10 protein-coding genes are annotated in these 12431 nt (G+C 73.6%); 3 read left to right on the forward strand and 7 right to left on the reverse strand.

The window, feature by feature from the left end; all coding sequences use genetic code 11:
- Positions 1-14: 14 nt before the first annotated feature.
- Together JOD49_RS07770 and JOD49_RS07775 are read left to right on the forward strand one after the other, a co-directional pair.
- Positions 15-386 (forward strand): YybH family protein, encoded by a 372-nt coding sequence (locus tag JOD49_RS07770; protein ID WP_205306661.1) that lies wholly within the window; start codon positions 15-17, stop codon positions 384-386.
- Positions 387-470: 84 nt separating this feature from the next.
- Positions 471-1724, forward strand: coding sequence for a low temperature requirement protein A (locus JOD49_RS07775; protein WP_205306662.1), 1254 nt, complete (start codon positions 471-473; stop codon positions 1722-1724).
- Positions 1725-1741: 17 nt separating this feature from the next.
- Here JOD49_RS07775 and JOD49_RS07780 read toward each other — a convergent pair whose 3' ends face one another.
- From JOD49_RS07780 to JOD49_RS07800, 5 genes are all read right to left on the reverse strand, one after another.
- Positions 1742-2431 carry a PAS and ANTAR domain-containing protein gene (locus JOD49_RS07780; protein WP_205306663.1) on the reverse strand — a complete coding sequence of 230 codons (690 nt, stop codon included), beginning with the start codon at positions 2429-2431 and terminating at the stop codon, positions 1742-1744.
- A 194-nt stretch (positions 2432-2625) separates the two neighbouring features.
- Positions 2626-7260 carry a metallophosphoesterase gene (locus JOD49_RS07785; protein WP_205306664.1) on the reverse strand — a complete coding sequence of 1545 codons (4635 nt, stop codon included), beginning with the start codon at positions 7258-7260 and terminating at the stop codon, positions 2626-2628.
- Between the two features lie 230 nt (positions 7261-7490).
- Positions 7491-8177 (reverse strand): histidine phosphatase family protein, encoded by a 687-nt coding sequence (locus tag JOD49_RS07790; RefSeq protein ID WP_205306665.1) that lies wholly within the window; start codon positions 8175-8177, stop codon positions 7491-7493.
- A 120-nt stretch (positions 8178-8297) separates the two neighbouring features.
- Positions 8298-8912, reverse strand: coding sequence for a hypothetical protein (locus tag JOD49_RS07795; protein WP_205306666.1), 615 nt, complete (start codon positions 8910-8912; stop codon positions 8298-8300).
- 79 nt (positions 8913-8991) lie between these two features.
- The gene (locus JOD49_RS07800; protein WP_205306667.1) at positions 8992-9900 is read right to left on the reverse strand and encodes an NAD-dependent epimerase/dehydratase family protein; all 909 of its coding nucleotides are present in this window, start codon (positions 9898-9900) and stop codon (positions 8992-8994) included.
- 110 nt (positions 9901-10010) lie between these two features.
- Here JOD49_RS07800 and JOD49_RS07805 point away from each other — a divergent pair, with 110 nt between their 5' ends.
- Positions 10011-10388: a winged helix-turn-helix transcriptional regulator gene (locus tag JOD49_RS07805; RefSeq protein ID WP_205306668.1), complete on the forward strand. Its 378-nt coding sequence runs from the start codon at positions 10011-10013 to the stop codon at positions 10386-10388.
- Between the two features lie 9 nt (positions 10389-10397).
- Here JOD49_RS07805 and JOD49_RS07810 read toward each other — a convergent pair whose 3' ends face one another.
- Both JOD49_RS07810 and JOD49_RS07815 read right to left on the reverse strand, forming a co-directional pair.
- Positions 10398-11192, reverse strand: coding sequence for a hypothetical protein (locus JOD49_RS07810; RefSeq protein ID WP_205306669.1), 795 nt, complete (start codon positions 11190-11192; stop codon positions 10398-10400).
- On the reverse strand, positions 11189-12325 hold the full coding sequence (locus tag JOD49_RS07815; protein ID WP_205306670.1) for a DNA polymerase III subunit delta': 1137 nt from the start codon (positions 12323-12325) through the stop codon (positions 11189-11191). Before JOD49_RS07815 ends, JOD49_RS07810 begins: the two co-directional genes overlap by 4 nt.
- Positions 12326-12431: the final 106 nt, after the last annotated feature.

Raw genomic sequence — 12431 nt, forward strand, 5'->3', positions numbered from 1 at the left:
ACAGGAGGGATCACATGGACCGCGACGGTGTCATGGCGTGGGTCGACGCGTACGAGACGGCCTGGCGCGCGGAGGACCCGCAGGCCGTCGCCACCCTGTTCACCGAGGACGCCACCTACGCCCGCTCGCCCTACGACGACCCCCTGCGCGGGCACGACGCGATCAAGGACTTCTGGCTCGCCGACGCCGGGGAGACCTTCACCATGGCCGCCGAGCCTGTCGCGGTCGACGGCCTCGCGGCGGTCGTCCGTGTCGAGGTCCACTACGGTGCGCCCGATCCCCAGGAGTACCGCGACCTGTGGATCCTGCGGTTCGCTGACGACGGCCGCGTCGAGGACTTCGCGGAGTGGGCGTACTGGCCCAGCAAGCCGTACACCGCGTCCTGAGGCGCCCGGCCCGCAACGCGCCGCCGCACGCGCCCCCACCCGCACCCCGCGCCCCCTCGTGCGGCGCGTGCGAGGATCGCGACCATGAGCGCCGCCACGCCGCCCCCGGCCCCGACCGGCCCGCCGGGCTCGTGGGGCATGCGTACCGACGTCCTGCGCCACGGCCACGGCCACGACTCGGACCGGGTCGGCTACATCGAGCTGTTCTTCGACCTGGTGTTCGTCTTCGCGGTGACCCAGCTCTCGCACTCGCTCATCGCGCACCCCGACGGTACGACGCTCGTCCAGACGCTCATCCTGGGGGCTGCGGTCTGGTACCTGTGGATCGACACCACGTGGGTCACGAACTGGCTCGACCCCGAACGCACCCCCGTGCGGACCCTGCTGATCGTCCTCATGCTGCTGGGCCTGCTCATGTCGAGCGCGATCCCCGAGGCGTTCGGCGGCAAGGCGCTGCTGTTCGCGGCGACGTTCGTGACGATCCAGGTGGGGCGCTCGGCGTGGACGGCGTTCGCGCTCCACCGGCACTGGCCGGAGAACGGCACGAACTTCGTGCGCATCACGGTGTGGCAGGTGTCCTCGGGCGTCCTGTGGATCGCCGGCGCCCTGGTCCCCGACTCCTCGTGGCGACTGCTCCTGTGGGTCGCGGCGGTGCTCGTCGACTACGCGGGTCCCCGCGCGCTGTTCCGGGTCCCGGTGCTGGGACCGACGGACCCCGCGACGTGGGTCGTGCGCGGCGGGCACATGGCCGAGCGCGTGGGGCTGTTCATCATCATCAGCCTGGGCGAGTCGATCATCGTCACGGGGACGGCGTTCGGGGAGCTCGAGCTGACGGGCACGGTGCTCCTCGCGTTCCTCGCCGCCTTCGCGTCGACGGTCCTCATGTGGCTGCTGTACTTCGACCGTTCGGAGCGGCGGGCGACGGCGTTCTTCGCGGGCTCGGACTCGCCCGGCATGATCGCGCAGACGGCGTACACCTACGTCCCGTACCTGCTCGTGGTCGGGATCGTGCTCACGGCGGTCGCGGACGAGATCGTGCTGCTGCACCCTCTCGGCCACGAGGACGTGGGGCACTCGGACCCGTGGACCGCCGGGCTGATCTGCGGTGCGGGCGTGGTGTACCTCGTGGGGAACACGCTGTTCCGGCGTGCGACGGGCGGGTCGTGGTCGGTGCCGCACGTCGCGGGCGTGGTCGCGCTCGGCCTGCTCTACCTGACGTTCCCGGTGCTGTCGCCGCTCGCGATCAACTGGGTCTCGAACGGCGTGCTGCTCGCGGTGATCCTGGGGGACGTCGCGCTCTCGCGGCGCGCGACCACCGAGGACGCGCCCTCCGCCTGAGGCTGCCCGACGGCGCCCTACCCCGCCTGGCTCGCCTGCGTCGGCGGCCGGGGCGTCTCGAAGAAGTGGTCCACGTCCTCGCGCGTGAGCGACGCGCCGTCGGTGCCGCCCGCGAGGCTCGCGAGGAGGCGGACCGCGAGGTCCCGGACGGGCTCGTTGGTGATCGACGAGTGGTGTCGCAGGATCTCGAAGGCCTCCTCGTCGTCGAGGCCGTAGACGACCATGAGCGCCCCCTTGGCCTGCTCGATCGTCGCCCGGCGGGCCGCGGACGCGGAGACCGCCTGCGTGGCGTGCGCCTGGGCGAAGGCCTCCTGCGAGTCCGTGAGGTCCATGAAGTAGCCCGTGACCTGCGTGACCTGACCGGTCGAGGCGTCGACGTCTCCCTGGCCCACGACCCCGAGGATCCGTGTCCGCCCGTTCGCGTCGATGATCCGGTGCATGCCGCTGAACGGTGCGCCGGTGCGCGTGACGTCGGCCAGGATCCCCGCGACGCGGGTGACGTCGTCTGGATGCTTGTGGGCGAGCATGAGCTGGGTCGTCGGGACGACCTCGTGGGGCGCGAAGCCGTGCATCTCGAACAGCTCGTCGGACCACCACCACCGGCCGGTGGGCACGTCGAGGGTGTACCGCGCGACGGGTTGCCGCCCTCCGGCCAGGAGGGCCGCCGAGGGCCCTTGGTCGTTCTCGTCCGTCGTGTCCTGTGCCATCGCGCCGACGCTCCCCAGGCCGCCCCGGGGCTGCCCTCCCCAGGTTCCGTCCTTCCGATCGTAGGCATGCCCGGTCGGAGCGCAACAGGTCGCGGCCCACCCGGTCGCGCAGGGCCGTCACCGGGTCGGACCACGGCCCGACGGCGCCGCTCACCTCGGGGGCGAGCGGCGCCGTCGGGCGGGGTCGGGGAGGGCTACCGCCCGTCGTCGCCCTCGGTGCCCGCACCGCTCGCGGCGGCGCGTGCCGTGCGCCGGCTGCGCGCCACGAGCAGACTGCCGCCCCCGACGAGCAGCAGCGCCAGCCCGACGAGGAGGGCCGCCTGCGTGCCCGTGTCGGGCAGGAAGCCGGTGCCGGTCCCGGCGCCCTGGTTCGCGCTGCTCTGGCCTCCCGTCGTGCCGCCACCGCCGGTGCCACCGGTACCACCCGTGCCGCCGGTCGGTCCGTCACCGTCGCCCGCTCCGGGGCCCGTGACCTCGGCGAAGTTCACCAGGTACACCTCGGACGAGTCGGTGCCGCCGTACGGGTCGGCGGTCACGACGTACCAGCCGTGCTCGCCCGCGCCGGGGCGCTGCCACGTCGCGGACAGCTCGGTGCCGCTCTCGACGTCGTCGAACTCGGCGATGGACCGCGTCATGAGGACCTCGGCCGTGAAGGCGTCCGACGTGAGGGTCTTGGTCCGCGGCTCGATGCCGAGCGCCGCGTACGGGATCACGAAGTCCTGGTGCTCGGGAGCGAGCGACGGGTCGTCGGACCCGTACCGGTCGAGGTACGGCGAGTACGTCCGGGCGTGGACCGTGCGCCCCTGGTTGTCGAACTGGAGCAGCCGCAGGAACGACTGCCCGCCCTCGGGGAGCCCCTGGTAGTCGAAGAGGATCTGGTGGACCGAGCGGTCGGTCACGCCGTCGCCGTCGTCGTCGAACGCGTCGACCCGCGTGAACGCGTCGTGGTAGTGGCCCGAGAAGACCATCTTGACGTTCGGGTTGGTCGCCACGACCTCGTCGTAGATGCGCTGCGGTACGGGGCCCAGGCCACCGGTCGTGAGCATGTACTCGTGCAGGTTGATGATCGCCTCGCGCTCGGGGTACCGCGCGAGGACCTCGTTCATCCACGCGATCTCGTCGTCGCCCGGCCCCCAGCCCATGTAGAGCATGAGGAAGTCGATGCCGCCCGCGGTGATCAGGTCGTAGTGCCCGCGGTTGTCCTGGTACGAGCCGCCGTACCAGGGGTTGGCCGCGTAGCGGGCCTCGCCGAAGAGCTGCGAGTACGGCCCGTAGTCGATCTCCTTGTGGCCCACGTCGTGGTTGCCCGCGAGCACGCCGTAGGGCAGGCCGGCGTCGTCGAGCATCGAGTAGGCCGCGTCCGCGTTGGCCCACTGGTGGGGCTGGGTGTGGTTGTCCACGATGTCGCCCGTGTGGAACACGTACTGGAGGTTGGTCGCCTCGCGCTGGTCCAGGAAGTAGTCGTGGATGTCGAGCTGACGGTCGTAGTAGGAGTCGTTGTAGTACTGGGTGTCGGACTCCCAGCCGAGCGTGAAGTCGTACGACGAGCGCGGCGTGTCCTCGGGGTGGTTCGGGGTCACGGGCGTCTCACGCGTCGAGAGGTCCTCGCCCGCGAAGCCCTCGGAGTGCTGCACGAGCACCGTGAGGACGCCGTCGCGCGCGTGGTCCTTCGCGGGCACGGTCGCGGCGAGGGTGAACGTCTCGGGCTCGGTCGCCCCGGCCGCGGTGACGTGCCGGTCGACCTCGTCCCAGTCGCCCGTCGCGGTGTCGAGCACGTACAGGAGCACCTTGGCGTCGGCGTTGGCCGACCCGTCCCACGTGAGGCGGGTCGCGTAGTCCTCGCCCGCGTCCTCGGGGATCGTGACCTGGTAGGTCCGGTAGGGGAACTGGGAGTCGGAGGCCGTGGTCGCGCCGTCCGCTCGTGCCGGGTCGCCGGCGCGCGCGCCCGGGCCGGGCTGGGCGAGCGCCGTGTCGGCGGCGACGCGCGTCGTGCCCGACGTCGTCACGACCGCCGCGTCCTCGTCGTCGAGCCGGTAGCCCTCACGGAACGAGACGTCGAGACGGTCGCCGCTCGGGTCGGTGACCTTGGCGCGCAGCTCGACCTCGTCGCCCTCGACCGTCGCGCCGCCCGCGGGCGAGACGGCCTCGGAGCCGGGGTTCTCGACCGGGGTCGTGAAGGTCACGGTCCGCTCGCTCCGGTTCCCGACGACGTCGCGCGCCGTCAGCGCGAAGGTGTGCTCGCCGTCGGGCAGGACGAGCGAGGACGTCGCGTACGGGAGCGAGACCGCCTTCCCGTCGAGCGTCGCGGTGAGCGACGCGAGCCCCGAGCCCGCGTCGGTCGCGGACGCGTCGAGCGTGAACTCGCCGCGGTAGTCCGTGCCGTCCACGGCGTCGGTCGTGATGACAGGGCTCGTGTTGTCGACGACCACGGTGGCCCGCGCGGAGTCCGTACCGTCCGTCGCGGCGACCGCGTGCTCGCCGTCGGTCACTGCCGTGGTGTCCCAGGGGTGCGAGACCGCGGTGAACGCGTCGTCGGGGAGCGCGAAGCGCGCGTCGAAGAAGTCCAGCTTGCCGACGCTGTCGCCCATCTGGAGGACCGTGGTCGGGTCGTCGTACCCGGCGGGGCGCAGCGTGCGGCCGTCGGGCAGGACCAGGCGCAGGTTCTTGATCTGGAAGTCGTCGTTGTTCTCGTCGGGGTCGATCTCCGGGGCGGCCTTGGTGCCCGCGTAGACGCTCACGACGAGCTCGTCGCCCTGGCGCACCATGCGCAGCGGCACGTCGGTCGCGATCGTCTCGTAGCCCTCGAAGATGCCGTCGTCGAAGATGCTCAGCACCTCGCCGCCCGACAGCACGCCGTTGCGGAAGAAGGTGTTGACGCCGCCCGCCTCGAACGCGAAGACGGGCTCGTCCTCGAGCGCGGGGGCGACGGGGGTGACGGGGGCGCCGTCGATCGTGAGCGACAGGGGGCTCGGGTAGGAGTCGCCCGCGGCCGCGACGGGCGTCGTGCCCGTGACGAACTCGCCCTCGGTCACGCTCAGGCGCACGGGCGCGGTGTCGGCACCCGTGATCTCGATCCGGCGCGGGGCCGTGCGGGTCTCGTGCGTACCGTCGGAGGCGACGAGCACGTACTCGTACCAGCGCTTGCCCGTGAGGTCGGCCGGGTGGATCGCGTGCCGGAACGCGGTCCGGGCGCCGGAGCCGTCGGCGGCGAGGCCCGCCGCAAGGTCGATCCGCTGGTAGTCGGCGTCGACGTCGCTGCGCAGCAGCAGGCGCACCGAGCGCACCTGGACGTCGTCGGTCACGGTCGCCTCGATCGCGAGCTCGTCGGCCGGGTCGACCTGCGCCGGGGTCGCGTCCGTGACCTTCGGCGCGGCCGTGTCGGCCGGGACCTCGACGGGCGAGGCAGGCTTCTGCGCGGCCGAGACCGCGCCGGGCGTCGCGGCGCTCACGCCGATCTTGCGCTGGACCACGGCGTCGGCCGCGTCGGCCGCGTACTGGATGCCCCGGTCCGCGACCGGGTCCTTGGCGCCGCCCAGGTTGTAGTAGGCGCGGTTGAGCGCGAAGCCCGTGCGGGTCGTGATCTCCAGCCCGCGGGGCGAGCCGTTGGCCATGCCGCCCGAGCGGATCTCCACCAGGTCGGTCCCGGCCACGAGGTGCGTACCGAACTTCGCGTTGAAGTCGGCCCCGGTCAGGTGGTCGTTCTGGCCGTTCTTGACCCACAGCACGAGCGTCCCGCCCGCGGGCACGACGACGTCGCCCGGCACGGCCGGCCACTCCACGACCTGGCTGTTGGTCAGGTCGTCGAGCGGGTAGAGGTAGTTCAGCGTGTAGTCGTCGAAGTCGACGGGCGTGCTCGACGCGTTGTACAGCTCGACGAACTCGTAGCCGTCGCCGGTCCCCACGTTCGAGGAGTCGGGGAGCAGCTCCGTCACCTGGAGGTGCGCGCCGCTACCCGGGGCGGGCTCGGTCGTGGGCGGGTCGGTCGGGGACTCGCTCGGGCCGGGCGTGGGCTCGGTCGGCTGGTCCGTCGGCTGGTCCGTCGGTTCGGGGCTCGGCTCCGGGTCGGGAGTGACGGGCGGGGCGAGCGCCTCGGGCGCGACGACCCCTGGCGACGGGACGCCCTTCGCCTCGAGCAGCCCCGCCGACGCCGCACCTGCGGCCGGCACCTGGAAGTGCGCGGTGCGTCCGGCCGCGACCGACCCGGCGGGGTAGAACGACCAGGTGGGGGACGCGCCGTCGGGCCCGAGGACGCGGATGCCGCGGTCCCCGCCGTTGGCCATGCCCGCCTGGCCGCTCACGCGCACGAGCCGGTAGTCGCTCGTGGTCGCGCCCGCGGCGGCGTAGTGGTCACGGAAGTCCTGCTCGGTGCGGACCGAGGTGTCGACGTTGCCCGACGTGTAGTCGAGCCACAGGACCACGGCCTGCCCGGCCGGCACGACCGTGCCCGCCGGGATGCTCAGCGGCACGTCGCGCGAACGGTCGTCCGAGTCGGCGTAGGTGTACGCGAGCCCGATGCCTGCGGCCGTCAGGTCCACCGGGGCGTCCGAGCGGTTGAAGAGCTCGACGTACTCGAAGTCGTCGACGCCGGTGTTGTCCGGGGCGAGCTCGGAGACGAAGAGCGGGAACGGCGTGCTCGCGGCGGCCCGGGGCGGAGCCGACAGGGCCGACAGAGCCGTCGGTGCCGTCGGTGCCGTCGGTGCCGTCGGTGCCGCGAAGGCAGCGGGCGCCGTCGGCGCGCCGGCCGATGCGGTCGCCGCGGTGCCGACGGCCGTCGTGAGGCCGATCGACACCACGGCGAGGCAGCCGGTGAGTCGTCTGGTCAGGGACATGCGGGTTCCTCCGGTCTTTCCCGGTCGTGGGGGTTCCGCTGGACCGTAGGAAACCGGTATGAACCGAAGGTGGCCCGACATGTCGGGTACCTGAACGACGGGTGACCGAGGCACCTGTTCCGGGGAAGGAGTGACGTACGCCTCACCGATCGAGGCGTGCGACGGGTCCGCAGCGGGCGCGGGGTCGACGGCGGACGCCGGGCGGACGCCGGGCGGACGTCAGGCGGACGTCAGGCTGGCAGCGGCGCCGCGGCCGGGGCCGGTGCCAGTGCCGGCCGAGCGGCGACCGCTCTGTGCCCCGCGACATCGATCCCCGCCGCGACGACGCGCGCGACGCCGTCCGTGACCTCGACCGTCGAGACCGAGGCGTTGGGCAGCGCGACGAGCCCGGCCGGGTCGATCGTCGCGAGCATCGCGCCGAGCGTCAGCCCGTGACCCACGACGAGCACGTGCTCGTCACGGTCCGCACCCGGGCCGGCCGCTTCGTCGTGCGCGGCGACGATCCGACCGAGGACCGCCCGGACGCGCGCCATGAACTCCGCGCCGGGCTCTCCCCCGCCGATGCCCGGGTGGGTGCCGGCGAGCACCGCGGGCACGAGGGTGCTCCACGGGACGACGGCGTCGAGCTCGCGCTCGGGCCGTCGCTCGAACGTGCCGAAGGACAGCTCGCGCAGGTCCTCGTCGACCGTGAGCGTGAGCTCGGGGTGGTGCCGCAGGATCTCGATCGCCGTGAGCACGGCGCGTCCCTGGGGCGAGGAGTAGGCGGCGTCGAAGTCGTGGCGCGAGAGGTGCTGCGCCGTGACGCGGACCCCCGCTCGGCCCGTCCGCGTGAGCGGCGAGTCGCACGCGCCCTGGAGGAAGCGGCGGGAGTTGAGGACGGTCTGGCCGTGGCGGACGAGCGTCAGTGTGAGGGTCATCGTCGAAGTGCCCTTTCCGGTGGTCCGGTGCGTTGTCGCTCGCGACACTAGCCCCGGCGCCACGGTGTCCCCGGCGGGGCGCCTGCGCGACGATCGGATGAACGTCGCGCGGCGTCGGCGTCAGTCGCGGCCCCGCCGCGACGCCTTCCGCAGGGCCGGGACCACGAACGTCACGCCGATCCCCGCGACGATCCACCCCCACCCGAGCTCCGGGTAGGCCGGGGCGAGGACGTCCGAGAGCCCGGCGTCCGCGAGGCGCACGAGCGTCCCCTGCTCCTGGGCGATCGCGGGCAGGACGCCCACCGCGACGAGCGCGATCCCGAGCCAACGGGCCGTCGCCGTGCCGTCGAGGACCGCGCGCGCTCCGCGTGGTCCGCGCCGCGCGAGCAGGTAGGTGAGGAAGAGCGCCACCCCGGCGAGCGCGAAGAACACGATCAGGTCGATCTTGTCGAGGGGGCGGTGGAGGTAGACGTCGGTCCAGGGCATGGTCTCCCCCAGGACGGCGGTCACCCCGACCTGGTCGGTCCCGAGCTCCGCGGCACCCGTGCCCTTGGCGGCATCGACCACGCGCACGTCGACCGACCCCAGCGGCCGGGTGAACCCGTTGACCAGGTGGACCAGCGCGAGCGCCCAGGCGACCACGGCGCCCGTCAGGGCGAGCGCACCGGCCTTCTCCCCGTCGCGGGCGCGGGCCTCGCGACGGTCGGACGTCCTGGGGGAAGCACTGTCGGCCATGGTCTCGCTCTCGTCGCGGGGCGGGTCGCCACATCCTCCCGGAGGGCCGGGGCTGCGTCCAGCCCCGGCCCGGTGGGCCTCAGTGCGCCGCGGGGGCGGGCGCGTAGCTCCCGGTCTCGAGCTCCTGCGTGAGCGACGGCCGCGTGGGCGACCAGCCCGCCGCACGCGAGCGCGTCGTGGTCGCGGCGCGCTGGTCGAGCAGGAGCGCGTCCGCGAAGGGCGCACCGAGCCGTTCCCGGCTCGCGTCGTCGCTCTCCGGCCCGACGGCGCCGCCCAGCCCGGCAGCACGGCTCGCGGCCCGCGTGAGGTCCGCGACCGTGGCATGGTCGTCGCCCGTGCCGAGGAGGCGCCCCGTGAGCCGCTGTTCGACCGCGAGCACGTAGAGCTCGGCGAGGTCGTCGACGTGGACCGTCGCCCAGTGCTGGGTACCGCTGCCGACCAGGGTGAGCGCGGCGTCGTCGGGCCCGGTGCGCGGGGCTCCCGCGAGGAGGGGCGGGATGCCCGACCCGTGGCCGTACACGACGCCCGGGACGACGACCGACGCGACCACGGCACCCTGGGCCGCGGCGGCGAGGAGCCGCTCCTCGATCGGGACGCGCCACGCGACGATCGCGGGCGGGTCCAGGGGCGAGTCCTCGACGATCGCGTCGTTGTTCCCGTAGACCCAGATGCCGCCCGTGTGGACGAACGGCTTGCCCGTGCCGTCGAACGTCGCGAGGACCGCGTCGACGACCGAGTTGTCGATCGCGAGGCTCGTGCCGTCGGCCGCGGCCGCGGCGTGCACCGCCGCGTCGGCGTCCGCGAGGAACGTGGCGACCACGGTCGTGTCGGTGAGGTCGGCGACGACCGGGGTCGCACCCGCGGCCTCGACCGCGCGGGCCGCCCCCTCGCTACGGACGAGAGCCGTCACCTGGTGCCCGTGCGCCGTGAGAGCGGCCAGCACCGCGGACCCGATGTACCCCGTGCCACCCGTGAGCAGAACCTTCATGTCAGCCTCCTCGAACCCACCCCTGCGGGGTGCCGGCGACGCCCGGCGCGTCGCGATGAGGTGACAGTATCCAGCGGGTACCAATGACTTCAACGTGCCATTATTACCTCATGGATACTGTGGCGGTCCCGGTCGACGAGGTCCCCGACGTGTTCTCGCCGACCTGCCCCTCGCGGCTCGTCGTCGAACGCCTCGGCGACAAGTGGACCCTCCTCGTCCTCATGGCGCTGCGACCCGGCGTGCTCCGCTTCGGCGAGCTGCGCGACACGATCGGCGCGGTGACTCCCAAGGTCCTCACGCAGACCCTGCGATCGCTCGAACGCGACGGGATCGTGACCCGCACCGTCTACGCCGAGGTGCCGCCGCGCGTCGAGTACTCGCTGACCGACCTGGGCCGTTCCCTGCTCGAGCCCGTCGACGCGATCCGCGCCTGGTGCGAGATCAACGGCGAGCGCATCGCCGCAGCACGCGCGGCGTCGACCGTCTGAGACGACCCCCTAGCCGAGGGTGAGCCAGGCATCGGCTCCGAAGAGGTCCTCCGGGGCCCTCCACGGGGAGTCGGACGGGACCCAGCCCGTGCGCGCCCGGAGGAGCTCCAGCACCCCGGCCACCTCACGGGTCACGTCCGCACCCTCGGCTCCGACGACGGCCGAGAGCAGCATCATCACGGCGGAGACGGCGGGACGCGGCGGCTCCGCCCCGACGAAGCGTGCCCGGGAGAGCAGCGCGAGCAGATCAGCGAGGCGGCCGTCGAGGTCCGCCCCGGGTCCACGAGTCGAGCTCGCCGCGACGCACACGGCGTGCAACCGAGCCAGCCCGACGGCGAGGCGCGCCCTCCCCTCGACGTCCGGCGTGCGCGTGGCGACCTCCGGCCACAGCAGCGCGTCCAACGGTTCCTCGGCGAACAGGTGCGGGATCCAGCCCGCCGCGTCGACCGGCAGGACGGGGACGGTCGAGACGGCGCCGGGCGGGACCGCGGCCGGCACGACCACCGGGAACAAGCGCGCCGGGTCCCGCTCGACCTCGTCGACCGGCAGCCGTCGCGTCGAGGCCACCATCGCCCTCGCCGAGGCGTACCGGACGTCCAGGAGCGAGACCTGACCCGTCTCGACCAGGTCCGTCACGAGGCGGCCCACGGTGCGAGCCCTGCGCACGACCCCGTCGTCGTCCGGCCAGGACGCGCAGACCAGCCCCGCGGGCACACCGTCCGTCGAGTACGGACCGCCGACGAGCAGCGAGAGCGCGAGTCGTCGCAGCTCCTGCGCGGGCCCCGGGACCCCCGCCCTGCTCATCCCTGCGGGCGCAGCGCGATCGCCATGGCCTCGAGCGCGAGCAGCGGCGCCACGTTGCCGCCGAGCCGCTCGCGCGCCACGCCGATCGCGTCCATGCGACGCACGGTCTGCTCGGGCGTCGAGTCCTCCGCGAGCGCCTGCACGGTCTCCGCGAGCTCGGCGTTGACGAGGTCCACCTGCGCTCCGAGCTGCACCACGAGCACGTCGCGGTAGAGCGAGAGGAGGTCGAGCATCGACCGGTCCAGGACGTCGCGCTGGTGGCGGGTCGCGCGACGCTTCTGGTCCTTCTCGAGATCGGTGAGCTGGGACCGGAGCCGGGGCGGCATGGTGCCGCCCGGCTCGACCCCCAGGGCGCGCAGGAGCTCGGCCTTCTCGATCGCGTCGCGCTCCTCGGTGGCGGCCTTGGCCTCGGCCTGCGCGACCTCGACCAGCTCGCCCGCGGCGACCACGGCGTCCCCGACGCCGCGGATCCGCCGCGCGAGCGACAGCACCGAGGACCTGCGCTCGCGCGCCTTGCCGTCCCGGGCCAGGCGTCGAGCGAGCCCGATGTGGCTCTGCGCGGCCCGCGCCGCGGCCTCCGCGACGACCGGGTCCACGCCGTCGCGTGCGACGAGCAGCCGCGCGACGGCCTCGACCGGGGGGACCCGCAGTGCCACGCCGCGGCAGCGCGACCGGATCGTCACCAGGACGTCCTGCGGGCTGGGCGCGCACAGGATCCAGACCGTGCGGGGCGGCGGCTCCTCGATGGCCTTGAGCAGGACGTTCGTGGTCCGCTCGGCCATGCGGTCGGCGTCCTCGACGATGATGACGCGCCAGCGGCCCTGCGACGGGCGCCGGCTCGCGAGGCCCACCAGCTCACGGACCTCGTCGATCGCGATGGTCACCTTCTCGGTCGCGACGATCTTCACGTCGGCGTGCGTGCCCGCGAGCGTCGTGGTGCACGCCTGGCACACGCCGCACCCGCCCTGCTCGCACTGCAGCGCGGCCGCGAAGGCCCGGGCCGCGTTGGAGCGCCCCGAACCGGGTGGGCCGGTGAGGAGCCACCCGTGCGTCATGGCTGCGGGGTCGGTCGCCGCGGCCGAGAGCATCTCGACCGCGTGCTCCTGCCCGACGACGTCGTCCCAGACCGTCACGGCGCGCCGGTCCCGGTGGCGGCCGGGGTTCCCGTGCCGGGAGCCGTCCCGTCGACGGGGGCGTCGGCCGGGCCGGCCGCAGGGTGCGTGACCGGGCGCGTGAGCG

Source organism: Oerskovia jenensis, assembly GCF_016907235.1.
Lineage (GTDB): Bacteria > Actinomycetota > Actinomycetes > Actinomycetales > Cellulomonadaceae > Oerskovia > Oerskovia jenensis.

Excerpts from the sequence above, each read along its gene's own strand:
- JOD49_RS07770 (WP_205306661.1), top strand. The coding sequence starts at position 15 with ATGGACCGCGACGGTGTCATGGCGTGGGTCGACGCGTACGAGACGGCC.
- JOD49_RS07775 (WP_205306662.1), top strand. The coding sequence starts at position 471 with ATGAGCGCCGCCACGCCGCCCCCGGCCCCGACCGGCCCGCCGGGCTCG.
- JOD49_RS07780 (WP_205306663.1), bottom strand. The coding sequence starts at position 2,431 with ATGGCACAGGACACGACGGACGAGAACGACCAAGGGCCCTCGGCGGCC.
- JOD49_RS07785 (WP_205306664.1), bottom strand. The coding sequence starts at position 7,260 with ATGTCCCTGACCAGACGACTCACCGGCTGCCTCGCCGTGGTGTCGATC.
- JOD49_RS07790 (WP_205306665.1), bottom strand. The coding sequence starts at position 8,177 with ATGACCCTCACACTGACGCTCGTCCGCCACGGCCAGACCGTCCTCAAC.
- JOD49_RS07795 (WP_205306666.1), bottom strand. The coding sequence starts at position 8,912 with ATGGCCGACAGTGCTTCCCCCAGGACGTCCGACCGTCGCGAGGCCCGC.
- JOD49_RS07800 (WP_205306667.1), bottom strand. The coding sequence starts at position 9,900 with ATGAAGGTTCTGCTCACGGGTGGCACGGGGTACATCGGGTCCGCGGTG.
- JOD49_RS07805 (WP_205306668.1), top strand. The coding sequence starts at position 10,011 with ATGGATACTGTGGCGGTCCCGGTCGACGAGGTCCCCGACGTGTTCTCG.
- JOD49_RS07810 (WP_205306669.1), bottom strand. The coding sequence starts at position 11,192 with ATGAGCAGGGCGGGGGTCCCGGGGCCCGCGCAGGAGCTGCGACGACTC.